This window comes from Paenibacillus sp. 2TAB26, from assembly GCF_052115145.1.
Lineage (GTDB): Bacteria > Bacillota > Bacilli > Paenibacillales > Paenibacillaceae > Pristimantibacillus.
Genome location: NZ_JBFRGC010000003.1, coordinates 299,786 through 326,425 on the forward strand (window position 1 = coordinate 299,786; position 26,640 = coordinate 326,425).

General features: G+C 46.5%; 18 protein-coding genes. All 18 read left to right on the plus strand.

The features are described from left to right. Positions 1 to 232: 232 nt before the first annotated feature. A complete protein-coding gene (locus AB4Z50_RS04310; protein ID WP_441876105.1) occupies positions 233 to 2,038 on the plus strand; it encodes a cache domain-containing sensor histidine kinase in 1,806 nt (601 codons plus the stop codon). 27 nt (positions 2,039 to 2,065) lie between these two features. Next, positions 2,066 to 3,430, plus strand: a complete 1,365-nt coding sequence (locus AB4Z50_RS04315; protein ID WP_441876108.1) for an ABC transporter substrate-binding protein — start codon at positions 2,066 to 2,068, stop codon at positions 3,428 to 3,430. Positions 3,431 to 3,455: 25 nt separating this feature from the next. Then, the gene (gene lepB / locus AB4Z50_RS04320; protein WP_441876111.1) at positions 3,456 to 4,034 is read left to right on the plus strand and encodes a signal peptidase I; all 579 of its coding nucleotides are present in this window, start codon (positions 3,456 to 3,458) and stop codon (positions 4,032 to 4,034) included. A 1,186-nt stretch (positions 4,035 to 5,220) separates the two neighbouring features. Beyond that, positions 5,221 to 6,147 (plus strand): ABC transporter permease, encoded by a 927-nt coding sequence (locus AB4Z50_RS04325; protein ID WP_076269604.1) that lies wholly within the window; start codon positions 5,221 to 5,223, stop codon positions 6,145 to 6,147. Between the two features lie 34 nt (positions 6,148 to 6,181). Further along, positions 6,182 to 7,066, plus strand: coding sequence for a carbohydrate ABC transporter permease (locus AB4Z50_RS04330; RefSeq protein WP_441876114.1), 885 nt, complete (start codon positions 6,182 to 6,184; stop codon positions 7,064 to 7,066). 56 nt (positions 7,067 to 7,122) lie between these two features. Then, positions 7,123 to 8,679: an extracellular solute-binding protein gene (locus tag AB4Z50_RS04335; protein WP_076269438.1), complete on the plus strand. Its 1,557-nt coding sequence runs from the start codon at positions 7,123 to 7,125 to the stop codon at positions 8,677 to 8,679. Between the two features lie 272 nt (positions 8,680 to 8,951). Then, positions 8,952 to 11,123: a carbohydrate-binding protein gene (locus tag AB4Z50_RS04340; RefSeq protein WP_441876118.1), complete on the plus strand. Its 2,172-nt coding sequence runs from the start codon at positions 8,952 to 8,954 to the stop codon at positions 11,121 to 11,123. Between the two features lie 95 nt (positions 11,124 to 11,218). Beyond that, the gene (locus AB4Z50_RS04345; RefSeq protein WP_441876121.1) at positions 11,219 to 11,881 is read left to right on the plus strand and encodes an HAD family hydrolase; all 663 of its coding nucleotides are present in this window, start codon (positions 11,219 to 11,221) and stop codon (positions 11,879 to 11,881) included. Positions 11,882 to 12,073: 192 nt separating this feature from the next. Then, the gene (locus AB4Z50_RS04350; RefSeq protein WP_441876124.1) at positions 12,074 to 13,297 is read left to right on the plus strand and encodes an enolase C-terminal domain-like protein; all 1,224 of its coding nucleotides are present in this window, start codon (positions 12,074 to 12,076) and stop codon (positions 13,295 to 13,297) included. 31 nt (positions 13,298 to 13,328) lie between these two features. Then, positions 13,329 to 14,165, plus strand: a complete 837-nt coding sequence (locus AB4Z50_RS04355; RefSeq protein ID WP_441876127.1) for an NAD-dependent epimerase/dehydratase family protein — start codon at positions 13,329 to 13,331, stop codon at positions 14,163 to 14,165. 275 nt (positions 14,166 to 14,440) lie between these two features. Continuing rightward, the gene (locus AB4Z50_RS04360) at positions 14,441 to 15,571 is read left to right on the plus strand and encodes an ABC transporter ATP-binding protein (protein WP_441876130.1); all 1,131 of its coding nucleotides are present in this window, start codon (positions 14,441 to 14,443) and stop codon (positions 15,569 to 15,571) included. After that, positions 15,568 to 18,519 (plus strand): extracellular solute-binding protein, encoded by a 2,952-nt coding sequence (locus AB4Z50_RS04365; protein WP_441876133.1) that lies wholly within the window; start codon positions 15,568 to 15,570, stop codon positions 18,517 to 18,519. The genes AB4Z50_RS04360 and AB4Z50_RS04365 overlap by 4 nt, the downstream gene beginning before the upstream one ends. Continuing rightward, positions 18,516 to 19,487 carry a carbohydrate ABC transporter permease gene (locus tag AB4Z50_RS04370; protein ID WP_076269448.1) on the plus strand — a complete coding sequence of 324 codons (972 nt, stop codon included), beginning with the start codon at positions 18,516 to 18,518 and terminating at the stop codon, positions 19,485 to 19,487. The genes AB4Z50_RS04365 and AB4Z50_RS04370 overlap by 4 nt, the downstream gene beginning before the upstream one ends. 4 nt (positions 19,488 to 19,491) lie before the next feature. Beyond that, positions 19,492 to 20,349, plus strand: coding sequence for a carbohydrate ABC transporter permease (locus AB4Z50_RS04375; protein WP_054027383.1), 858 nt, complete (start codon positions 19,492 to 19,494; stop codon positions 20,347 to 20,349). Positions 20,350 to 20,376: 27 nt separating this feature from the next. Continuing rightward, positions 20,377 to 22,392: a YIP1 family protein gene (locus tag AB4Z50_RS04380; RefSeq protein ID WP_441876137.1), complete on the plus strand. Its 2,016-nt coding sequence runs from the start codon at positions 20,377 to 20,379 to the stop codon at positions 22,390 to 22,392. Further along, complete coding sequence (locus tag AB4Z50_RS04385) at positions 22,385 to 24,613, plus strand: DUF5696 domain-containing protein (protein WP_441876140.1); 2,229 nt, start codon at positions 22,385 to 22,387, stop codon at positions 24,611 to 24,613. The genes AB4Z50_RS04380 and AB4Z50_RS04385 overlap by 8 nt, the downstream gene beginning before the upstream one ends. Further along, the gene (locus AB4Z50_RS04390) at positions 24,613 to 25,506 is read left to right on the plus strand and encodes a carbohydrate ABC transporter permease (RefSeq protein ID WP_076269451.1); all 894 of its coding nucleotides are present in this window, start codon (positions 24,613 to 24,615) and stop codon (positions 25,504 to 25,506) included. Before AB4Z50_RS04385 ends, AB4Z50_RS04390 begins: the two co-directional genes overlap by 1 nt. Beyond that, the gene (locus AB4Z50_RS04395) at positions 25,503 to 26,486 is read left to right on the plus strand and encodes a carbohydrate ABC transporter permease (RefSeq protein ID WP_076269452.1); all 984 of its coding nucleotides are present in this window, start codon (positions 25,503 to 25,505) and stop codon (positions 26,484 to 26,486) included. Before AB4Z50_RS04390 ends, AB4Z50_RS04395 begins: the two co-directional genes overlap by 4 nt. Positions 26,487 to 26,640 lie beyond the last annotated feature (154 nt).

A 26,640-nucleotide genomic window follows, 5' to 3' on the forward strand; every position in this document is an offset into this window, starting at 1 on the left:
AAGGTTAGGTATTACGCCATTAGTCTAAAGAATATGCAAGCTGCTCACAATGAGGGATATGCAAACTTTAAGGGGAATTATTATCGCTTTGCCAGGAATGTGGAATTATGTATATCGAAATGCTGTAACAAGCTTAAATTATTTATTGCAAAAGTAGCTCAATGGAGTATATTATCGAGGACAAGTCTACTCCAGTGATGGGGTTAGCATAGTGGAAGGCAGGTGTATACTTGTGAACAAAGTGTCCTTTCGGCTCGCTTCATCCTTTCGCAATCGGATGATTCTCATATTTTTTATGATCATTATCGTTCCGTTTCTGCTTTTTGCGTATTATGCGCATATTAAATCGATCGAGGGCATCTCCAATACGAATACGAAAATGTCCATGAGCTACCTTCTTCAAGCAAGAAAAAACTTCGAGATTTATCTGGGTAACTTAAATGATCAAGTTAACGATGTCATCGGAAATAAGGAACTTCAGGATTTATTGGAAACGGAACCATTAAACAAGGCAGAAGAGGAAGCGTTTACAGTCAATTTGTTGACTGTGCTGTATCACGCTACGTCTACGATTGATGCTTTTAGAGTCAAGGTGTACCCAATCAAGCCAACAGATTATCCATCCTATATGAGAACAATTGATGAATCGGTGCGTATCGGAGACCAGTATTGGTTTCAGCGCTCAAAAGCGACGGTTAGTCCGACGTGGTATCTGACCATGCCCATGCATGGGAAATACGCAAAACCGCTGCTCTCCTATGTGAAGCGATTCTCGGGCTTGTATGATCAAAAATTAAGAGGCATTATTGCGACCGACTTATCCGAGGACTATTTAAGAAGATATTTCTCGCCGTCCGATCAGCTAAAGGATCAGAAGCTGCTGCTCATTAATGAGAAAGGCATCGTGCATTATGATTCTACAGTTAATGAATGGACAGGCAAGGAATTTCCGTCAACAGCCTTAATCTCTTATATGAAATCGGGTGATGAAGGCTCTACGTCCATTACGATTGAAGGGGAAACCTACCTCGCCACGTATTTGAAGATGGCTAACCATCCATGGACTATCGTCAGCTTGACCCCTCTTCATGAGCTGACGGGTACGATTGATGAAATTAACCGCATGCTCGTTATTTTTTTGATCGGTTATCTTATTTGCTGCATTAGTGTCGTCTTTTATATCACAGCTTACTATACACAGCCTATTGCGCATTTGGTTCGTTTAATGAGGAGGCTGGAGGCGGAAAATCTTCATTACTTGCTGCCTTCGTCGTCTCGCAAGGATGAAGTTGGCTGGCTGTATAGAGGAGTAAGCAATCTTGTTCAGCGCATAGATGGATTGATTAAAGAGGCAGCGCGCTCCGAAAGGAACAAAAAAGCGCTGGAGTTTCAAGTGCTGAGTCACCAGATTAATCCTCATTTTCTATACAACACCTTGGAATCAATTAGGTGGAAGGCGGAAAATCATGGACGCAGCGACATAAGCGAGATGGTATCGGCACTTGGAAATCTGCTGCGGCTCAGTCTAAACCAAGGGAAAGAGATTACGACGCTGCGCCGCGAGATTGAGCAGGTAAAGGCTTATGTATCGATTGAACAAGCAAGAATGGGCAAGGTCGTTCGTATTTTGTATTCCTGTGAGACAGAGACGCTGGATATGCCGTTTCTAAGGTTATTGCTGCAGCCGCTTGTAGAAAATGCGATTCAGCATAGTGTGCGCGACGATTTTGATAAAGGGAAAATTATGATCGCAGCCAGAAAAATCGGAGAGGATATCGTAATCGATATTGTGGATAATGGTAAAGGCATTCCAGCGTCCGTGCTGGAACTGCTGGAGACGGAAGAAGAGCCTAGCGAAAAGTTCTCGCATACGCGCAGAGGCGTAGGGCTTCGCAATGTGAATGATCGTTTGAAGCTTTATTTTGGAGATCGTTACAAGCTTGAAATCAAGACGGGGCCCGAAATGGGAACAACGATAACGTTAAGGCATCCCATTTTGAAGGAAGACCAGAATATCGATTCAATTGGCAATGAGTGAAGCGTGAGTATCAAAGGAGGCATAATCTTGATAAACAAACGTAAACAAACATTTGTTATAAGTATACTCCTGATGTTTATGCTAGTTCTAACCTCTTGCACGTTTAAAGGCTGGGATGGCGAGAATGCGGCAGAGGGATCAAATAGTGGTCAAGAAGGGCAATATTCAGGCAAAATACCAGTTACGCTTAAGCTTCTGACCTGGGGAGGAGAGACGTATAAGGAGCTGTACGATAAATTCAATGCCAAATATCCATGGATTACAATTGAGCCTATTCAAATCGTGGGCGGCGATGACGAAATCATGAATCAAATTATTGCATTGGAGGCGGCAGGCACACCAGCTGATCTGACTTGGGTTGTTGGTGATTTGCTTCGTTATGAACAAAACGGCCTGCTCGAAAATTTAAAGCCGTACATGGATGAAGATGCTTCCTTCCAAGGCAAGGTGCTGCCCGATGGATACTTTGATACGATGGCCTTTAATGGCCGGAGGCTTGCTGTGCCGTTCGTCGATGTTCCAATGTGGATTATTGTAAATAAAGATTTATTGGCCAAGCATGGCATAGATATGCCTTCAAATGATTGGAGCTTTGATGATTTGCGTGATATTGCAAAACGTGTCACGGACCCTGCAGCTGGGGAATATGGCCTCACTACAAACAGTGATTTTGTGATGCGATTGCTGCCGATGAAAGCTGCAGCGGATGGGCATGCTCCTAATTTGGCTTACCTAAATGATCGATTGACCCAAAGCTTGCTAAGCACGCCGGATGTGATGGCGGATGTGCGCTGGCTGACTGAATTTGTCACCAAGGATGGGTCTATGCTCTCTTGGGCAGAATCCAAAGCACAAKGCGATGTGGTTAAGCAATTCATAAATGGAAAAACAGCGTTTGACATTGCCGGGGATTGGCTGCTTCCGACACTGCATAAGAAGGCTGATTTTAACTGGGATATACTTCCCTTTCCGAGAGGGCAGGTCAACCAATACTCCTTCCATATTTATGGTCCGCTTGCGATGCTGAGCGGCTCGAAGCATAAAGAAGAGGCATATAAATGGATTAGTTTTCAATTCGAGATGGAGGCGCAGAAATGGAAAATCGAGAAGGGAGCGAATGCTTCCGTTATTGATCCAGAGCTGACAGGCTATATTGATGAGGTTCCCTTATGGCAAGGGAAAAATATCGAAGCCGTGAAGATGACCAAGGATAACAGCCTCGTATTGCCCGGCGCCACGATACCCGGTTTTTCGGAGTACAACTGGATCAATGTTATTAATGATATCGTATTTCAAGGTGCCGACATTAACCGTATTATTCCAGAGACAGAGGCATGGAACAAAAAAACGCTGGAGCTGCGAGAGCATTGGAAGCGGAATCGTGATAAGTGACAGYAGGCAGCGGAGGGGATGTTTGATGAGGACGAGATGGAAGGTTATGTTTGTTGTTTTCACGGGCTTGATCTTGATCATGAGCGGCTGTAGTCATTCCATTACGGATACGGCTACAGAGAAGAGAATAGAGTTCATTCAAAACCCGGATTCCTCATTGACGAAGGTAAAAGTAGAAACGGATGGCATGCTGTCAGAGCTCGGTTATACGCATCTCCATCCATTTGCTTTAAACAATGAAGTGTTGGTTGATTTAAATTATTATAAGGAAAATCAAGTATCTCGCGGCGATATTGCCTTATTCCAAGTTGAAAAAGATAAAAAAGCGACGGATATAGCTAGAGTTGTTGGGCTTCCTGGTGAGGCGGTTCAGGTTAAAAAAGGGCAGGTTTATATTAATGGGAATAAACTGGATACCTTTTACGGGAGCGATCCTTCTTCCGATAAAAATGATTCTATGAATAAGTCATTGCAGTTAAAGGAGAATGAGTATTTTATATTGGCGGATGTACGTTGGCGAGGATTCCATGACAGCCAATCAGCGGGTGCTTTTGCCAAAGAGGAAATCGTAGGTAAAGTAGTCGGCTATGAGAACAAACGCTAGGCAGCAAAGGAGATTAGGAAGTAACCAAGAGTAATGGGGCTATGACGTTCTTGATGAACAAAGCTACATATGGATACAAAGCTTAATTGGTAAAAACGAAGGAAGAAGTCTATTACTTAGTTAGAATTCTGTGCATGTAGAGATCACCGGTTGTTTAGGTGGTCTTTTTTTGTTTGAACTCGTATGCATAAAGAATAGTTGCGGCGTCTCGGCGAGGTGGAAATGGAGCTGTAAGCACGTATGTATTATTACAGTGAGAGAATAGACTTAGTTTGTTGTCTGTAAGCGCAAATATGTGCTTATTGAGGTAGATGAGGCGTCTGGTTGAGGTTTAAGTGAAGCTGTAAGCACATATGTGTTCTTAACGCTTGGGAAAAGGGTTAGTTTGTTGTCTGTAAGCGCATATGTGCGCTTATTGAGTAGATGAGGCGTCTGATCGAGGTTGAAATGAAGCTATAAGCACGGATGTGTTCTTACAGCTTAAGAAAAGGGTTAGTTTGTTGTCTGTAAGCGCAAATATGCGCTTATTGAGTAGAAAAGCCGTCTGGTTAAGGTGGAAATGAAGCTGTAAGCACGTATGTGTTCTTACAGCACGAGAATAGCTTCAGTTTGTTGTCTGTAAGCGCAAATATGCGCTTATTGAGGTAGATGAGGCGTCTGACCGAGGTGGAAGTGAAGCTGTAAGCACGCATGTGTTCTTACAGCGAGAGAATAGTCTTAGTTTGTTGTCTGTAAGCGCATATGTGCGCTTATTGAGGTAGATGAGGCGTCTGATCGAGGTTGAAATGAAGCTGTAAGAATATATGCGCTTATAGAGTAGCGAAGCCATCTGGTTGAGGTGGAAGTGAAGCTGTAAGCACGCATGTGTTCTTACAACTCGAGAAAAGCTTTGGTTTGTTGTCGGTAAGCGCAAATATGCGCTTATTGAGTAGATGAGGCGTCTGATCGAGGTTGAAATGATGCTGTAAGCACGTATGTGTTCTTACAGCGCGAGAAAGGTCTTGGTTTGTTGTCGGTAAGCGCAAATATGCGCAGATAGAGTAGAGTCGGCGTTTGGGAGACGGGGAAAAGGAGCTATATGCATAGGAGGATAATCTTAAACCACAAAGTATAAGATTGGCTCATAGTAAGCCTAGGCGGGCTCCCTTAGAATAAAAGTATCACATCAATGGAAGGGAAATCGATTATGAAATCTAATGGAGTCATTCGGGAATTACTTAGAAATCGAACGCTGCTGCTCATGTTCCTGCCCGTCGCGACGCTCCTTTTTCTCTTTAACTACTTGCCGCTTGCAGGTCTAGTCATCGCCTTCAAAGACTTTGACTTTGCTAAAGGAATTTTCGGAAGCGATTGGATGCACCCGCTGCTGAATAACTTTGATTATTTGTTCTCTTCTCCGACCGCTTTTCGGGCGATGAGAAACACGATACTGTTAAACGCATTGTTTATTACAGTCGGGCTCATTTTTGAAGTAGGGTTTGCCTTGCTGCTCAATGAGATTAGAAACAAATATTTTAAAAGAGTTACGCAGTCGTTAACCTTTCTTCCTTTCTTTATTTCGTGGATCGTAGTCGGAGTGTTCGCTTACAACTTAATGAACTTTGAGAGTGGAGCGATTAATCGTGTGCTGGAGACGATAGGCTTGCAGCCGATTGATTTCTACAGCGAAGCCGGCTTATGGCCGCTCATTCTGACGATAGCGGTTCGCTGGAAGGTTACCGGATACGGCACAATTATTTATTTGGCGGCATTAACGTCCATCGACAATTCGTATTATGAAGCAGCGTCCATCGACGGTGCGACAAGATGGCAGCAAATCCGTTTTATCAGCATACCGATGCTGCGGCCAACGATCATTATCTTAACCTTGCTGGCTGTTGGTAGAATCATGAACGCCGATTTTGGAATGTTTTACGCAATGGTCGGCGATGCTTCTCTCTTATTTCCTACAACTGACGTTATTGATACGTTTGTTTATCGCAGCTTGCGCAAATCAGGAGATATCGGCATGGCATCTGCGGCGGGCTTCCTCCAGTCGTTCATCGCATTCGTGCTTATTATCGGCAGCAATTACGCGGCACGCAAAATAGACAAAGACTCGGCTATTTTCTAAAAACGTCCATTCACATCAAGGGAGGATCATCTGCATGCATCTGAAGAGATTTTCAATTTCACAATTTATTATCATTATAGCGATCTCCTTGTTCAGTCTGTCCTGCTTGTTTCCATTCATTATGGTCATTTCAGGCTCGTTAAGTACGGAGAAGGACATTATGGATTATGGATACACGCTATGGCCAAAGAGCATTACTTTCGATTCTTATCGCATTTTATTTCTAGGCTCTAATCGCATTATTGATGCGTATGGCGTAAGTCTTCTCGTTACGGTGGCAGGAACAATTCTATCCTTGCTCGTAACGAGCATGGGCGCATACGTAATGGCGAGACGGTCATTCAAGTATAGAAACATTTTGTCTATCTACGTCATCATTACAATGCTCTTTAATGGCGGATTAGTACCTTGGTACATCATTTGCGTGAGATATTTGGATCTAAAAGATACACTTTGGGCGCTTATTTTACCGATGCTCGCTAATGCATTCAATATGTTCCTCATTCGCAACTTTATGTTATCCATACCCGAGGATATGAATGAATCGGCCAAAATGGACGGCGCGGGCGACTTTAAAATCTTTTATCGCCTCATTGCACCGCTTTCCTTGCCTGTACTTGCAACCGTCGGTTTATTCGTAGCATTGAGCTACTGGAACGATTGGTTTCTAGGTCTCATGTTTGTTGATAAGCAGGAGCTCCAACCGCTGCAGCTGCTGCTGCGAACGCTCATCTCCAACGTGGAATTTCTGAAGAGCTCGAGCAATGCATCCGCTATGCAGCGAATATCAGCGCAAATTCCTTCGGAATCGATCAAGATGGCGCTTACGGTCGTTACCATTGGCCCTATCATTTTCTTGTATCCATTCATTCAACGTTTTTTTGTCAAAGGTTTGATGGTGGGCGCAGTAAAAGGATGACTATCTCGGCTTCAGCCGTGTAGTATATAAAACATAAGCTAAGGGGAGAGGTTCAGATGCAGAAAAGCATAACAAAAATGCCGCTATTTATTGCTGTCATTATGCTGCTAAGCGTTATTCTAGCAGCATGCAGCTCAAGCAACAGCAATACGCCAAGCAATAATGGGAAGGCGACTAATGCGCCAACTGGCGGAACCGAAGAAGTGAAGCAAGAGGATGAGGTTACGCTGAAGTTTTATTTTGGCGGTGATAAAAAAGCGGCTACGGATGAGGTTTGGTCCAAGGTTAGCGAATATGTGAAAGCGAAAGGTCTTAACGTGAAGTTCGATATTAACTTCATTCCGTTTGGCGACTTCAAAGAAAAGATGCTCGTTATGGCCGCATCCGGCGACAACTGGGATATGAACTTTGACGGCGACTGGCTTTCGTACAAGCAGATGGCTGCAAAAGGTTCATACATGGCATTAAACGATCTGCTGCCGGAATTTGCTCCTAACTTGCATAAGAAATATGAGGAGCAGGGTACACTTGCTGCTGCAACGGTAAACGGCAATATCGTAGGTCTTCCATGGACGATGAAAATGAATGAGCGTAAATTTACTGGCTGGCGCTCTGATCTTGTCGAGAAAGCGGGACTTGATATTCCAGCAGGCTCAATCAAAACGATTGAGGATGTCGACAGATTGCTGCGTGAATTGAAAAAAGCGTACCCGAACGAAAGAATTTCCCGGACGCCGCCGGTATCCCTCATTATGATTCGTGATGAGTGGGTAGATCTTAACTTCCACGGCCTTGGCTTCTATTTAAGCGATGATAAAATTACGATTAAAGCGGTTGAGCAGCAACCATTCTACCTAGAGGCTGCAAAGCTGGCTAAAGTTTGGTATGACGATAATTTGATTAACCGTGATGCGATGATCGATAAGTCAGACGAAGCAGCAGAGTGGAGAAATGGCAAGAAGCTGTTCACTGTAACATCGCATGAATGGGTAAGTGCTAATCCTGGTTTCTCTGATCCGTCATTCAAGATGGAATCGGCAGAGCTTTATCCTGACAAAAGATTCGTTAACCGTACGGCTCTTGCCAATGTCGTTGCTATTAACCGCAACTCCAAAAATCCAGAACGAGTGCTTCGTTTCTTGGATATGATGGAAACCGACAAAACGTTGTATGACCTTGTGCAATACGGTATTGAAGGCAAAACCTATGTATTGAACGGGGAAACGGCTGAATATCCGGAAGGCATGGAAACAACGACGAGCAACTATATGGAGTGGGGCGGRCAATGGGCATTCTGGAAGCCGCAATTCATGCGTCCGACGATGACATATGGAACGGATTTCTGGCTGAAGGAAGCTGAATTTGCAAGCAAGCCTAATAACGTCAACTCACCTATCGACGGCTTGTTTATCGCTGAAGACAATATGAAAAACGAGATTGCAAAACGTGATACAGCAAACGATGAGCTGAACAGACCGATAGAGTTTGGCGTGGTGAAGGATGTCGAGAAGGCAGTTGCTGCTTATATCGAAACGCAAAAGAAAAATGGACTTGATGTCATCATCGCTGAAACTCAAAGACAAATTGATGAGTTTCTTGCGAAGAAAAAATAAAGTGTGACGAATGAGAAGCCGACCTTATGTAGAGGAAGGCTTCTCCTTTGACAATGTTTGAAAGCGGATACATTGGATCAGTATGAAAGAAGCCGCTGCGAAACGGCAGTTCTCTTGTATCGCATTTACAACCAGCAGCCTTAAAACGCGAGCCTGGTCCCCCGGGGGATCAGGCTTTTTTCGATACCCCAGATGCGGCGAAGGAGGTGGTAGGATCGAATAAATAGGGATTGGAGCATCGCGGTATCATCCAATTTTTGAGGAGGGAATTTATGTTGGTTAAAGGAAGAAGACAGGTTTACGTCATCCTATTGCTTGTTCTGGTTCTTATCTCAACGCAGCTCTCGTTATCACCATCCAAGGTATCGGCAGCTGGCAATTTGGCGCTGAACAAAAGTGTAACGGAAAGCAACCATACTCAGAGCTATATAGCTTCAAACGCAACGGATGGCAATCAAGCAAGCTATTGGGAGGGAGCTGCAAGCAGCTATCCGAACTGGATTAGGGTCGATTTGGGCAGCAGCCAAGCCATCAATCAAGTAGTTCTTAAGCTGCCGCTTGCTTGGGGTGACCGTACGCAAACTTTATCTGTGCAGACTAGCAGTGATGATACAAACTACAACACCATTGTTGCTTCTGCGGCCTATACTTATCAATCCGGTACAAATGCGGTCACCATCAACTTTACAAGCACTAATGCGCGTTATGTCAAAATAAATGTGACGGCTAATACTGGAGCAACTGGCGGACAAATATCGGAGCTTGAGGTGTATGGACCGACCGTTGTAGCAACGCCAACGCCTTCACCGAGTGCGACGGCAGTTCCAACAGCTACACCTGCTCCAACAGCTGCGCCAGGCTCGATATCGGCTTTTGTTCAAACGGCAGCTTCCGCCTTTAACAGTCAATTTGGCACGCAATTGGAAAACTCCAGTGAAGGCGGTCAAAATGTCGCTTATGTGGACAACGGGGATTACCTTGTGTTTAACAATGTGAACTTCGGGAGCGGAGCCTCATCGGTTGCGCTGCGTGTGGCAAGCCAAACAACCGGCGGCAATGTTGAAATTAGACTGGACAGCTTGAATGGCACGCTGGCAGGTACCTGCGCGGTAACGACTACGGGCGGCTGGCAGTCATGGACAACCAAAAACTGCTCCATTAACACAATAAGCGGAGTCCATAATCTATATTTAAAATTTACTGGAGGAGCAGGTAATCTGTTTAATATCAATTGGTTCAAATTTGCTGCTGCCGCAATTGGCGGCGATGTAGTCGGAAAGGTGTTTGCGGGCTACCAGGGCTGGTTTACCGCTGGGGGTGACGGATCACCTCTAAATAACTGGACACATTGGTCCAAAAACAATAATAATCTGACAGCGAACTCCAACGTAAACTTCGAGATGTATCCAGATTTAAGAGAGTATACGAAGCTGTATCAAACAAACTTAGGCAATTTAGGCAACGGTCAGCCAGCTAAGCTGTTCTCCTCTTATGATCAAGAAACGGTGAACAAGCATTTTGAATGGATGCAGACGTACAACATTAGCGGCGCAGCGCTGCAAAGATTTGGGGCGGATGCAAACTATGCGCCGAATAATTGGAATCAGAACCGCGACAGCGTAGCTGTGAAGGTGAAAAATGCTGCAGAAACCTATAACCGCAAATTTTATGTGATGTACGACATTACGGATCTCAATCCAAGCCAGTGGGTCAATGCGGTCAAAAATGATTTTACGAACAATGTTGTTGGCACGATGAATTTAACCTCATCGACTGCCTATGCCAAGCAGGACGGTAAGCTGGTTATCTGTATTTGGGGGATCGGGTTTACCGATCGGCCGGGAACAGCAGCGGAATCCGCAGACTTAATCGCTTGGTTCAAAAACCAAGGCTATTATGTGATCGGCGGCGTTCCTACCCATTGGCGCAATGGGGATAACGATTCGAAGCCTGGTTTCCTCGATGTGTACAAATCGCTTGATATGCTATCGCCTTGGTTTGTCGGTCGGTTCAGCCAGCTAGCGGGCGCTGATCATTACAAGACGAATCAGTGGGCGCCGGATTTCGCATTTACTCAGCAGAATGGCATCGTATATCAGCCCGTGATTTGGCCGGGTTTTGCATGGAAAAACATGAAAAACGGTCCCGTCAACGAAATTCCTCGTCTGCATGGCGATTTCATGTGGCGACAGGCTTACAATTTAAAAAGTTTAGGCATCAATACAGGTTATATTGCGATGTTTGATGAATATGACGAGGCGACAGCGATTGCCAAAGCCGCAGAGAACAGCTCTATGATTCCGAACAATCAATATTTCCTTACGCTCGATGCAGACGGCGTAGCCGTATCCTCTGATTTCTATTTGCGGTTGACTGGCGATATTGCACGTCTCTTCAATAATGAAATTCCCTTAACCGTAAATCATCCGACTAGTCATCAGTAAACATTCGCAGCTTTAAACGAAAAAGGCGCTCCCCTAGCGGGATCGCTTTTTTCATGATTATAATAGAGAGAGATTGTAGGAGAGGAGAGATTGTTTTGAACAACATTAAACATATTATTTTTGACTTTGATGGTACACTTGCCGATACTTGGCCGGTGATGTATCAAGTGATTTCAGGTGTATTCCAGAGATATGATGGCAGGCAAGTGTTGATTGAGGATATGTACGCATTGGCAGGGCCGACGGAGCTTCAAATTATTGAACAGCATCTAAACAATCGCGAGCAAGTGGAAGCAGCCATAACCGAATATGTAGCTGAATACGAGCAGCGGCATGAGGAGCTCGTAGAGCGAAATACGGAAATCGCTGATTTGCTAGTCTCATTGCGGCAATCAGGCATCGGAATTGCCATGTTCACAGGCAAATCGCGGCGTACGCTCGATATTTCGCTGGACAAGCTGGGCTGGGAGGTTAGCTTCGACAAGATTGTAACGGGCGATGATGTGGAGAAGCGCAAGCCATCAGCGGAAGGGATCCATCTTATATTAAACGAGCTTGGCTGGGCAAAGGAAGAAACTATTTTTGTCGGCGACAGCAACGATGATATGATGGCAGGTCAAGAAGCCGGAATACGTACCTTTGCTGCCCAGTGGATGGCTGTCGTGCAGGATAAAGATTACCGGGTCCTGCCGGAGCGAATTTTTAACGAGGTGGAAGCGTTCAAGCAGTTTGTACTTGAGCAATTAGAGAAAGTCTAATTTTAAACAGGTAAAAAGAGAGTATCCCATATATTGGATGCTCTCTTTTTTTATATTGTAACTACTAAGGCAATAAGCATCATAGGATTAGGAAAGAGGCTAACAATAGGACAGAAAGTTTAAAAATGCCTCATGTGGAATGCCGTGTGATTGACTTAAACTAAACGAGACACGGAAAGGAAAGGTGAGGGCATGGCGAAAATAACGGGAATCAAATGTATTCGAACGCGTAAGAACGGAACTTGGACGATCGTAAAGGTGATGACCGATCAAGACGGGCTTTATGGACTCGGCTCGGCTTCGGATGTCTACAATCCGGAAGCCGTTGTACAAGTTATTGAGCAATTGCTGGCGCCGCTTCTGATCGGCAAAGATGCCGCTAACATAGAAGATTTGTGGCAGACGATGTATATGAGCGGCTATTGGAGAAACGGAGCTATTTTGCATACGGCAATCGGCGGTATTGATATGGCATTGTGGGATATAAAAGGGAAGGAAGCGGAATTGCCGGTCTATCAATTGCTCGGCGGGGCAAGCCGCGCGGCTGTTCCTTGTTATGGACATGCTGGGGGATCGGATATTTCCGAGCTCAAAGAGGATGTGCAGCGTTTTATGGAGGAGGGCTATACCGTCATCCGCGTGCAGATGGGCGGGTATGGGGGAGGCGGCTTCATTAATGCTGACAAAGCGAACCTGCCCGAGCGAGCTTGGACAAACGGTCCGGTGTTTGACGAGCAGGCTTATTTGAATGCCATTCCGAACATGTTCGAGCAATTGCGGACAGCGTTTGGCATGGGCATCCAGTTTACGCATGATGTACATGAGCATCTGTCGCCTATCAATGCGATTCAACTGGCGAAGCGGGTTGAGCCCTATGGTCTGTTCTTTCTTGAAGACGCGCTCGCACCAGAGCAAATTGGCTGGTATCGCCATCTTCGTCAGCAGAGCGCAACGCCGCAGGCGGTTGGCGAGCTGTTCGTGAATCCGCAGGAGTGGACGGAGCTAGTCAAGGAGAGGCTGATCGATTTCATTCGCGTTCGCGTCTCGAAAGCTGGGGGCATAACGCCATGCCGCAAAATAGCAGCGCTGTGCGAAGCGTTTGGCGTACGTACCGCGTGGCAGGAAGGCGGAGAGAATGATCCCGTTAACCAAGCGGCAGCGGTACATCTTGATATGGCGATATGGAATTTCGGCATTCAGGAAGTGAACCATTTTAGTGCGGAAGAGCTTGATGCCTTTGAGGGGCATATCGTTAGAAAGGGCGGTTATCTTTACCCTTCGAACAAGCCGGGTCTTGGCATTGAGCTGGATGAGCTAAAGGCGCAGCTGCTCGTTGGGGACAATTGGAATCGCTCCGCATATCACAATCCTTATCATCTGGATCGAAAGGCTGACGGTACGCTTGTGCGGCCATAATACAAAGTTGGAAATTGGAGGTGCTTCTTCTATGAAAACAATCGCAGTAACTGGCGGGAGCGGCAAGCTCGGGACACAGCTCATTGGGGCGCTTCAGCAGGATGGCTATCAGGTTGTTTCCTTGGACAACGAGCGGTCAAATCAGCTGCATTGCAAGCAAATTAAAGTAGATTTAAATGATTTTGGGCAAGTCGTTTCAGCGCTTCACGGTGCGGATGCCATCATACATATGGCTGCTATTCCTGCACCGCTTGGCCATTCGTACCCGTATATATTCGCGAACAATACGGTTGCAGCGTATCATATTTTGGAAGCCGCCTCGATTCTTGGTATTCGGAAGGTTGTTATGGGCTCAAGCGAGTCTTCTTACGGCTTTGCATGGGCACCGACGCCATTTGCACCGGATTATTTGCCGCTGGACGAGGACCATCCGCAGCAGCCGCAAGAGTGCTACGGTCTATCGAAGGTAGTGAATGAAGTGACAGCTGCGATGTTCGATCGAAGAAATGGCATGCAGGTCATTTCACTCCGTTTCTCTATGATTACTAAACCTGAGGATTACAAGCATCTTGCTGTTGATAAGCCGGAATCCTTTAAACATATTTTATGGAGCTATATTGATATACGAGATGCAGTCAGTGCATGTATCGCGTCCCTTCATGTGGAGGACCGCGGAGCGATTTGTCTCAATATTACGAGCAACGATACGCTTAGCGAATGGTCAACCGAGCGTTTGCTGCAGCAATTTTATCCGGGAGTCATCGATCTGCGCGCGCCTTTAACTGGGCGGACAGCTGTAGTCAGCAATCAAATGGCGAAGGATACGCTGGATTGGAGCCCTAAGTATTCTTGGGCTGACCATCGGTAAACAGCTGAATAAGTACAAATGAAAGAGGCCGACTCAACAGGTGCAAACCTAGCGAGGCGGTCTCTTTTTTTATTGGCAGTAGAAGAGGCTGATTATGGATTTGTTCCCATTATAGAAAACGCTTTCTAAGATTGGAGGGAAAATAGTGATTTTTAGCTGATAGAGGCTAATTTTTGACAACAAAAGAAAATATCACCTCATATTTGCCGGCGAATGTATGCGTTAACATTAATAGTAGCAAGAGGAAGACAATACGTCATGAGAGGTGAGCAAGGGTGGGAAGCATTACGTTTAGCCATGTATATAAGCACTATAAAGGGGAGTCGCGTCCGGCGGTCAACGATTTCCACCTTTCCATTGAGGAGGGGGAATTCCTGGTGCTCGTCGGTCCTTCCGGCTGCGGCAAATCAACAACGCTCCGGATGCTGGCTGGCCTAGAGGAAATCACCGAAGGAGATCTGTACATCGATGAGAAGTTCGTAAATTATGTCTCGCCCAAGGACAGAGATATTGCGATGGTATTTCAAAACTACGCCCTATACCCGAATCTAACCGTTTACGAAAATATCGCGCTAGGACTCAAGCTTCGCAAGACGGCAAAGCACGATATCGAGCTAAGGGTCAACCGTGTGGCGAAAATTTTGGAAATATCGCATCTGCTGGAGCGCAAGCCAAGCCAGCTGTCAGGCGGTCAGAAGCAGCGTGTCGCACTTGGCCGAGCGATAGCAAGGGAGCCGCAAGTGTTCCTCATGGATGAACCGCTTTCGAATCTCGATGCCAAGCTGCGTGCTCAAACAAGGGCGGAAATCATTAAGCTTCAGAGCGACCTCAAGCGGACGATGGTCTATGTGACACATGATCAAGTCGAAGCGATGACGATGGGAACGCGGATTGTCGTTATGAAGGATGGCGTTATTCAGCAGGTTGCCCCGCCTCGCCAGCTTTATGATGAACCGACGAATTTGTTTGTCGCCGGATTTATCGGCTCGCCCCAAATGAATTTTATGGAGGGGAGCCTAGTCTTGGAGGATGGTCTTTATTATTTCGTTAATAAGCGAATAAAGCTGCTCGTTCCAGAACGTCATTATGCGCATTTTGCGGTAAAAAGCGGATCGCTTCGCAACTGTGTGATGGGCATTCGCCCAGAGCATGTATGGCTGAAGCGGGAAGAAGCAAACGCCGAGGAGGATGATTTCTTTCGATGTGTAGTAGAGATGACGGAAGTAACGGGAGCCGATTCGTACGTGTACGTGAAGGTAGGAGAGAAAACTCTCATTGGCAGAACGGAGCCAGAGATCGTTTATCACAAAGAGGAGAAGCTTGTCGTTGGTTTCAACATGAGCAAGGTTCATTTCTTTGATGAGGAAACCGGCGTATCTTTGGCAGCTGGAGGAGAAGACAGATGAGGAGAATGAGGATGCTGGGCATCGCTCTTCGTCTCATTCTGGTACTGGCGCTGGTGTTCGGAGTCATCCGCTGGATTACGGCCAGCGAACCCGTTCTTCATGCAACCTCGGTGAGCACGGAGCAGCTGCTGTCCTATAAGAGCAAAACAGAGGAGCTGCCATACGCGAAGCTGATGTACCAATATCCGGAGGCAGCCAAAACCGACGAGAGTCTTCCGTCCATTCTGATTTCACCAACCGCATATCAAGCTGCTGCTGAAGAATCGGCGGTCAGGATTGATAAGGAGGAAGGTGAAGCTGCGCTTTATTGGGAAAACGAAAAGGGCTGGGTGGAATGGACCTTCGACGTGCCGAAGGGCGGCTGGTATGAGCTTCATTTTGATTACAAGCCTTTAGAAGGCGGCAACGCCTCCGTCGTACGCGGCGTTCAAATTGATGGCCGATATCCGTTTACGGAGTCGGAACGCATTGAACTGGAGCGACTTTGGAAGGATTCCAAATTTCCATATGATCGCAACGAGATCGGACAGCAAATTCGTCCTCCGCAAACCGAGCTAGCCGGTTGGAGCGCAAAAGCGGCAACGATATTCTCTGCTTCATCCGAGCCAGTACTCTACCGGTTGGAACAAGGCCAGCATAAGCTGCGGTTGGTTGGGGTGAGAGAGTCCGTCGCGCTCCGAGAAATAGCATTCAAGCCAAAGGAAGAAATTCCAGCTTACGAGTATTACAAAAACTTGCATCCGCCGGAAGAGGAGAAGCAGAGCTGGTTCAGCATGATCGAAGCGGAGCAGTTTCAGCGAAAATCAAGTCTCGCGATTCAGACCGATTTTTGGTCAGAGCCTTATATTTCACCTGACCCGAAAGGGCGAATTACTTATAACGTCTTAGGCGGTCAGCGCTGGCGCTTGCCGGGCGAGTGGGTGGAATGGGAGCTTTCTGTGCCAGAGTCCGGCTGGTATGAAATCGACCTGAAAACATTTCAAAACTATCGAAATGGCTTTGAGGCATACCGCACTATTTCGATTGACGGAAAAACACCTTTTAAGGAGCTGCTTCATTACGGTATTCCGACGAAGAAGGAATTCGACATTGGTACGCTTGCAGATTCAGAAGGGAAACCTTTCCTCTTTTATTTGGAAAAGGGCGCACATGTCCTGCGCATGACCGCTGACTCCTCACTCGTTCAGCCCGTTTATCTGGCTTTGAAGGAGACGCTGGATCAGCTTGCAATATTCGACCGACATATACGATTGCTTACAGGCAACTATAGCAAATCGGCTTTTGACGCCAACATCGATTCAACTCGAACGTGGAATATGAAGAAGCTTGATCCGGATGTCGAGCAGAAGATGACGGAATTTGTCGCTCAGTTAACGAATATTCGGAACTATATCAATGGTCTCAATAAAAAGGATTCTGATTTATCTGAAGCGATCAAAGGTTCCGTAGCGATACTCGAGAAGATGCTGGTGGATGTGAACGTCATACCGAATAAAATCAATGATTTCTCGACGATTCAGAACAATATTGGAACGTGGATGGCAACGCTGACTCAGCAGCCTCTACTTATGGATTATATCGTCGTACGGACGCCAAATACGGTTACGGATCTGAAAGTGCCGACGACGCTTTCAAGAGTGCCTTACTCGATTGCTGATTTTGGCCGCTCCTTCTATTTGGACTACGACACGCGCAAGCATAACAAGAAGGAAGCACTGACCATTTGGGTGCAGCGCGGTCGGGATTACGTCGAGCTGCTGCGTGAGATGGTGGATAATGATTTCACGCCACGGACGGGAATTGAAGTCAATATCAATCTGATGACTAACCCGAACATGCTCATACTTGGAAATGCAGCAGGAGACGTGCCTGATATTGCGCTTGGCGTTGGGGAGTCTACGCCAGCTGACTTCGCAATGCGGGATGCGGCCGCGGAGCTGTCCGACTTTCCAGGCTTCAAGGATGTGCTTGATCGATTTATTCCCGGAGTCAGCCGTTCGCTTAGCTACGACGGAAAAATTTATGGACTGCCAGAGGTGCAGAACTTCCAGATGATGTTCTACAGAACCGACATTCTAGAAGGCTTGAACCTGAAGGTTCCGGATACATGGGATGAAGTGTTCGATATTTTGCCAACGCTTCAGGAAAACGGAATGACAATGAATTATCCGAAAAGCGATTTCACTACACTTTTCTTCCAAAATGGTGCAGAGGTGTATTCGCAAGACGGTTTGAAGGGGGCGCTCTCGAGCGATGCCGGCCAGCAGGCATTCAAGCGCTGGACAGAGCTCTACAAGAAATACAATCTGCCGATTGACATTCCAGCATTTTTCCAGCATTTCCGCGATGGAGATATTCCTATAGGTGTGGCCGATTTCAACACCTATGTGCAGCTGCTCGTTGCTGCTCCGGAAATAACCGGACACTGGAAAATCGCACCGCTGCCGGGCATCGAGCAAGAGAACGGCGAGGTAGCAAGATGGTCGCCGCAGGCTATATCTGCCGCGATGATCATGAAGAAAAGTGAACGGAAAGACGATGCTTGGAAGTTTCTAGAGTGGTGGACCTCGGAGGAGGTGCAATCGCAATACGCCAAAGACGTCGAGTCCTTTTATGGCATTGAGTTCAGATGGAATACGGCGAATGTCAATGCGATGAAGTCGCTAACTTGGCCGAGCGATGACCTGAAGGCGCTTCAAGAGCAGGCGCGCTGGGCGAAAAACATGCCTTATGTACCGGGTTATTATTTCTTGAACAGAGAGATGGAGTTTGCGTGGAATCGGACGGTTCTCGAAGGCATACCTGCGCAGGAATCGCTTGAGGCTGCTCAGCTTTCCTTGCAGCGGGAAATGAATCGCAGACAAAATGATTTTGGCATATCGGCTAATGAGGATTTGAAAATTCCGCAAATTAAACAACCTTACGAATGGGAGGAACCGCAGAAATGAATACGCAGCTTTCTCCCAGCATTGCTAAGCCGAAGCAGAAATCCGCTTTGCGTGTGAAATGGAATCGCTTTTGGCGGGAAATGAGACGTGATGCTTTTTGTTATCTGTTTCTTGCGCCGTTTCTCATTTGCTTCCTAATGTTTATCGTCATTCCGGTTGTTATGGCAGCGACACTTGGATTTACGTCCTATGACGGCTTTGGATCGCTTCATTTTATCGGTGTACGAAATTACATCAGCTTGTTCACACAGGACATTATTTTTCTAACTAAAGCGATTCCAAATACGTTTTTGTTCGCGTTAATCGTAGGGCCGGGAGGTTATATTTTAGCTTTCCTGTTCGCTTGGCTCATTCATCAGCTGCCGATTCGCATTCGTGATTACTACACGCTTGCGTTTTATGCACCGTCTATGGCTGGCGGCGTCGCTTTATCCGTCGTTTGGATTGCGACGTTCAGCGGTGACCGCGTCGGTTATTTTAACAATTTTTTGCTTAAGATGGGCTGGATCGACAGTCCGACGATTTGGCTTCAGGACCCTAAATATTTGCTCAATATTATGATCATCGTATCGCTCTGGGTTAGCTTCAGCGTTGGTTTTCTCGCTATGCTGGCTGGTCTTCAGACAGTAAATCGGGAGCTGTACGAGGCTGGCCGCATAGACGGGATTTCCAGCCGCCTGCAGGAGGTTTTCTACATTACAATTCCGTCGATGAAGCCGCAAATGCTGTTCAGCGCGGTCATGTCGATCGTAGGAACGCTGAAGGCGGGAGGCATATCCACCCAGTTGACGGGGATGGCGATTACTCCTTCCTATTCAGGGCATTTGATTATTAATCATATTGACGATTACGCTTTTATCCGTTTCGAGCTCGGTTATGCATCTTCGGTCTCAGTCATGCTGCTGATCATCAGTTATTTTGCAATGAGATTTGCTTATCGGCTGTTCGGATCAAAGGAGGAGCTGTAAAACCATGATTCGAAAACTTCGCAGAGTGACGCCGTTTCAGATCATCCTTGTCACTGTTTTTACCGCGCTGGCCGCATTCATGTCGCTGCCGATCGTGTTTATTTTGAACCATGCCTTCAAGCCGCAAAATGAGCTCTTTCTTTTCCCACCGCGATTTTTGGTGCAAAACCCAACGCTGCGAAATTTTGAATCGCTTATATTGCATGCATCAAACGCAACGGTTCCGTTTACCCGTTATTTGTTCAACAGTTTAATTGTAGCGGGACTTACATTGTTTACGGTCATCATCGTCAGCACTATGGCAGGTTATGTGCTTGCGAAATACCAGTTTCATTTCAAGCAGCTGATCTTGTCTCTTATTACTTTATCGTTGATGTTCGCACCTGAGACCGTTGGGATTCCGAGGTACTTGATCATCAGCGGAATCGGCATCAACAATACGTATTTCGGACATATTTTGCCGGCATTAGCTTCTCCGATCGCCGTATTCATGCTGGTAGGCTTTATTTCGCAAATTCCGGGAGAACTGCTGGAAGCAGCCAAGATCGACGGGGCCAGCCACTTCGGTATTTTTACCAAAATGGTGCTTCCGCTCTCCGTTCCCGCCATTGCGACCATATCCATCTTCACATTCCAAGGCGTGTGGGGCGATGTGGAAACGTCAACCTTATTCATGCAAGAGGAAACGATGAGAACGTTAGCCTTCTATGTCAATAGTCTGCTTAGCGGACTGCAAAACAGCGTATCGGGACAAAACATGGCCGCCGCTGCCGGCTTGCTCATGTTCGTACCGAACCTAATTATCTTCTTGCTCTTCCAGCGAAGAGTGCTTGAGACGATGGTCCATTCCGGAATTAAGTAATTCAAACCAGCAAAGGAAGTCGTGACGATGAAGAGATTTCTAATATTCCTGCTTCTTGCGGCGACCTCCATGCTTGTCGCACCAGAAGCGATACACGCGGAGCTTCCCTATCGAACGGCCTACTATGACAGCAATCAATCGACTTGGCTGCGCATACAGCCGGTTTATTCACCAGCTGAAACGAAGGGAATTCGCTTTGTAGAGCCGATCGATCTGCAGGTGGGCGCAGACGATAAGGTTTATGTGGCTGACAAAGGAGCAAACCGAGTTATTGTGCTTGATAATGACGGAGCGCTGCTGCAGACGATTGGCGAAGAAGAGGGAGCCGGCATGCTCAGTGCGCCAGAAGGCTTATTCGTTACGCCGGAAGGGGTCGTTTATGTAGCCGATTCGGGCAATCAGCGCATTGCTGTCTTTCGTGCCGACGGTACGTTCGACCGTGAGTACAAGAAGCCCGCATCAACTTTTCTGGAGCAGGAGCATTTTGTTCCCGTAAAGCTTGTCGTTGATCGGCGTGGCGTTATGTATGTCAGCTTGAATTCCTCCTATCAGGGCTTGCTGCGCATGAATGATAAAGGGGAATTCATGGGTTTCTTTGGTGCCAATAAAGCGCAGCAAACGGTACTCAACTGGCTGAAGAAGCTCGTTCTCAACAAGGAGCAGCTGGATAAGGAGACGGCGAGCCTTCCCCGTCCAATCTCCAATGTTGCCATTGATAAAGATGGATTTATTTTTACAGCAACGGCAGCGGGATTTGGGCAGGGCGCTATTCGCAAGCTAAATGCGGGCGGTGTCGATGCCTTTAAGAATAAGACGCTCGTGAACGGCCATGGCATCGTTGATGTTGCAAGCGATTCAAAAGGGTTCTTATACAACATTGATATGGAATCGGCAAACATTAATATTTATGATCAAAATGGCGAAGCATTGTTTGCTTTCGGGTTCATTGATAACGCAACACAGCAATATGGTGTTCTTGGATTTCCGACGAGCATTGGCGTAGATTCCAAATTCGGCGTCTGGATTTCTGACAGCCGAACAGGTACGATTCACAAATTTGTTCGCACGGAATTCGGAAGCGACGTTATGAATGCGTTAGGGCTCTATTTGGAAGGCAAATATGAAGAGAGTAAGCCTTATTGGGATCGCGTTTATGCCCGCAATGATATGTACAACGGTACTTTTCAAGGACTCGGCAAGGTGTATTTGCATGAGAATAACAACGAGGATGCGCTGTCCTTCTTGAAAACAGCGTTTGATACGAAGGGTTATTCCAAAGCGTTCTGGCAAATCAGACTAGAGTTTTTGCAGCAGCATTTCATATGGATCGTTTTAGGCTTGGCAGCTTTGTTTCTCTTGCTTAGGTATAGCCGAATGCTACTTAAAAAGCAGCTACAGCGCCGCCCTTTGCCTGAATCATGGCAGCGCCCGCTTGGCGATTTGCGCAACCTTTGGTACGTCATGCTCCATCCTTATCATGGTTTTTACAAGCTGAAGGAAGCTAGAGTTGCACCTTGGATTATTATTTTTATTTTAGTTTCGGTTGTAGCGGTGAAGATCGTAACGATTTATTACACCGGGTTTTTGTTCCATCCCGTGGAGCTCTCGCAGGTCAATTTATTTGGAAGTTTGGGTTTATTCGTAGTTCCTTGGGTAACGTGGATCATCGCGAACTATCTCGTATGCAGCGTGAAAGACGGGGAAGGGAAATTCAGAGAGGTCATTCAAGGCAGCACCTATGCGCTTGCACCGTATCTGTTCTTTTCCATTCCAACATTACTGCTGTCCAATATCGTGACGCTTGATGAGCGAGTGATCGTGGACTCATTAAACACGGTTATGTTCCTCTGGATGGGTGTCATGCTGATCGTTATGACGCAGGTCATTCACAATTTCGATTTTGTGGAGACGCTCAAAAATATCGCCATCACGATATTTACCATTGGCACGATTTGGCTGTTTGCCTTTCTCGTCTTCGGATTGTCCTACAATTTATACGATTTCTTCTATCAGCTTTACAAGGAGGTGACCTTCTATGGTTGAGTTCATCAAGCGTACTTCCCTTCGAGTAAAGCTTGCAGCAATCGCATTTTGCGCGTTACTTATTATCATTTTGGTTGTTATCCTGCAAGGAGATGAGCTCTCGCCGGCACAAGCTCTTGCCTACACAGGGATTAAGGAGAGAGTAGTGAGCAAGGCTCCTCTCTATGAAGGCGAGGCTTGGAAACCGCAAGCGGGAGCTGATGGTTTCGCAGAAGCACTAGCGAGCGAGAACTTCGCGCTTTATATTCAGCCCACAAGCACACAAATTGCTTTGGTTGATAAACGTACTGGCTACAGGTGGAGCAGCAATCCTTCAGAAGCTCAGCTAAGCAGCGAAACGGTTAAAGGTGTGCTGCTTGCCAATTTGAAATCGCCCTTTGTTCTCACTTATGTCAGGACACAAGGGAAGGATCAGACGATCAGGGAAGTGCTGAACGCGAATGATCCGAAATTGCAAACAACGCTGATCAAAACGGCAGAGGGACTTCAGGTCTCCTATGTTTTCCCGGAAAAACAGCTGGGCTTTACGATCCAATACGAGCTTACGTCAAAGGGGCTTAAGGTACGTATTCCAACAGAGGGAATTAAGGAGGACGGAGAATATGCCGTCTTTACGGTAGACTTGCTTCCCTACTTTGGCGCGGCTTCCTCAGAGGAGGATGGATATATTTTTGTTCCAGATGGACCAGGCGGCTTGATCCGATTTGACAAAGAGCGGGCTGGCGTGTCTAGAGGATATATCCATCAGGTATACGGCCTTGAACTAACCAATACCGGAAATTGGACGCGTTCAGGTGAAAGACGTGAGAATATTGCTTACCCGGTGTTCGGTATGAAACGAGGCAGCAATGCCTTTATGGCGGTGCTAACGGAGGGCGGTGATTCGGCGAATATTGCTGCGATGCCGCCAGGTCTTAAATCCAATATGTATAACGTATTTTCCAATCAGATTTACCGTGAGGAATATTTGTACAGAATGAGCCGGCTTGCCGCACCGCTTAAAGCGGTACAGAAACAGCGATTGGATACGGATAGAGAGGTTGAATATCGCTTTCTTAATGGAGATGACGCTGGTTATGTCGGAATGGCGAAGGCTTATCGAGATTATATGACGGAAACCGGTAAGCTGAACGAGCCGTTAAAGCCTGTTGAACACACCCCTCTGTATTTGAAAATTATGGGGGGCAACTATACGGAAGCCTTCAGCAAAATCAAATATATTACGGCAACGACCTTTCCGCAGGCAACGAATATCGTAAATGGGCTGCTAGAGAAGGGTGTCGCTAATCTGAAGGTCATTTATTACGGCTGGCAAAATCAAGGCGACTATGACCTTTATGACCGTTTTCCAATTGAGGAGTCGCTAGGCGGCGAGACGGCTGCCAAGGCTTTTGTTTCCAATATGACAAAGCATGGCATTGACGTCATGTTCGAGGATGATTTTGTCTGGATCGATTCGGACAATTCCGATTTATCTGGCAAAACGAACGGTATTCGCGGCATTGATGAAACGGTATTTGTTGATGAGGGATGGTTTATCAGCAAGCCGTCACGTACCGTTGCCATGGCCTATCAAACGATTGAGAAGCTGAAGGAGATTGGCATATCCGGCATTTTGTACAACTGGATGGGTGAAATGGTATTCCATGACTATGATCCGACAGGCATAGAAACTCGTTCGGACACAATTGCTGTTTACGATGGCTTACTCGAATACACGCAGAAGACGCTTGGCACGGCTGGCGTATATCGCGGGAATGACTACGCAGTTGGCCAAAGCGATTTTATTGCTAATTTGCCGCATGAATCCAGCTATGATTTCATGGTCGACGAGACGGTTCCTTTTTATCCGATCGCGCTTCATGGTTATGTATCGTATTCGTTTGGAGATGGCAATCTTCGTAATGATGTAGAAACTGAATTTTTAAAAGCGATTGAATACGGAGCTGTTCCTTCTTTCTTCCTCACACATGAGGATTCACGGAAGCTCAAGTACACGGCTGCGAGTTTCTTATTCAGCAGTCAATATGAGAAGTGGACAGACCGCATTTTAAAGGAATACGAGGCTTTTGATTCGCTGGCAGGTTTGTATTCCCAAACGATTAAAAATCACGAAAAGCTGTCTGAAAATCGGTTTGCTACCGTTTATGAGGACGGCACACGGGTGATCGTCGATTACAACAGCAAGACTTTCGTCGTAGAGAAGGGAGCGGGCGCCTAATGCAAGCAAAAGCTAGAGTCCGTGCAGCGCGCCTTCATCTCTGGAAGCGCTACGGAATGGGACTGCTGTTCATGCTGCCATGGATTATTGGGTTTGCGATGTTCGTCATTATCCCGATTAGCTGGTCGTTATTTATGTCCTTTAACAAGGTGCAAGTAGCGGTCGGAGGATTTAAATATGAATGGGTCGGATTGCGCAATTTTCGGGATGCTTTTTTGAAAGATAACATTTTCCCAATTGAACTTATCACTTATTTCCAAGAAATGCTGCTGATGGTTCCGATCATCGTTATTTTTGCCCTGCTGATCTCACTAATGCTGAATCAGAAATTTCCTGGACGATTTATTTTCCGCGCGCTGTTTTTTCTTCCAGTTATTTTTGCAACAGGGCAAGTGCTCTCGGAGCTGTTCTTGCAAGGAGCGGGAGATATTCCATTCCTGGAGCAGTACAATTTGCTTCCGATAGTTGAGGAATATGTTGGCAAGCAATTTGCAGAGACCGTAATGGCAGTTTTGGGCAAAGCGATTCTAATTTTATGGTATTCCGGTGTGCAGATTCTTATCTTTATTGCGGGTTTCCAGACGATTTCACCAACGATTTATGAGGCTGTGCGGATCGATGGCGCCTCCCCTTGGGACAGCTTCTGGAAAATAACGCTGCCAGCTTGTGTGCCATTCATCAGCTTGAATGTGCTCTACACGATTATCGACCTGTTCACATTCCCGCTTAATCCTGTGCTGAAGCATATCAAAGACAACATGTTTAAGGTCGATACCGGTTACGGCTACGCCAGTGCGCTCGCTTGGATTTATTTTGGACTCATCTTCGCGCTGATCGCCCTCGTATTATGGCTGTTTAACCGGAGCCTCAAGACAAGGAGGGTACATTCATGATTACTGCGATGAAGTCTGAGTTCGAGAAGGTTAGCCGCAGCGTAAGGGGAGTTCTATGGGGCCGCAAAGCCCAGAAAACAAAAATGCTGGTGCTCGGACGAAGCTTGTCTGACGGATTGCTGGCGAAGCTCATCATTTATTTGCTGCTCTCGATTGTCGCTTACCTTTATTTACAGCCGATTCTTTATATGGTCAGCACGATGTTTAAGAACATGAGTGATCTCCTTGATCCGACGGTAAAGTGGATTCCGCGCGAGATTACTTGGGAAAATGTGACGAAAGCGCTGAAGGGTCTGCAATACCCGGAAGCGCTCAGAAACACTGCCCTCATATCGGTGACATGCTCGCTCGTACAGGTCATTATTTGTGCGATGACCGGCTATGCGCTTGCTAGGCTGGAGCTGCCATTCAAGGGACTTTTTACGGCGCTAATCATATTGACTTTCTTGATTCCGCCGCAGGTTATCATCATTCCGCTTTACGTTATATTCAGCAAGCTCGGCTTGTTGAATTCGATTTTTGTGTTTCTCATACCGGCTATATTCGGGCAAGGCCTTAAGGGAGCATTATTTATTCTCATTTTCCGGCAGTTTTTCAAAGCGCAGCCGCCAAGCTTGGAGGAAGCAGCGAAGCTGGACGGAGCTTCTACAGCGAGGCTGTTTTTCGGAATTATGCTGCCCCTTGCAAGGTCAGCATGCTTAGTCGTGTTTCTTTTCTCATTTATTTGGTACTGGAACATGTATTATGAGCCATCGATGTTTCTTACCAAAGGCTTCACGCCGCTGTCGATCCGCCTAGATATGCTGGAGGATGTGCTGAATCCGTCCTTACTCGGAAATACGCGAACCATCGTTAATCCGATTACGGAGAGCACCAAAATGGCCGCAGCCTTCCTTATCATTTTACCGCCGATCATCGTATTTATGTTCCTTCAGCGCTGGTTCGTTAGCGGCATTGAAAGAACGGGAATTGTTGAATAGTTCTTTGTCTGTGCTAAGGCGCAGCAGCTCTTTGGGGGGGTGATGTTTCGGCAAACAGCTGCTGGAACGGTTTCAACGTTATAAAGAATGCTAAACCGCAAAAAACGAGGGGAAGGCTTACGAAACTAAGCTTATGCTTACGAAGCCAGTTTTG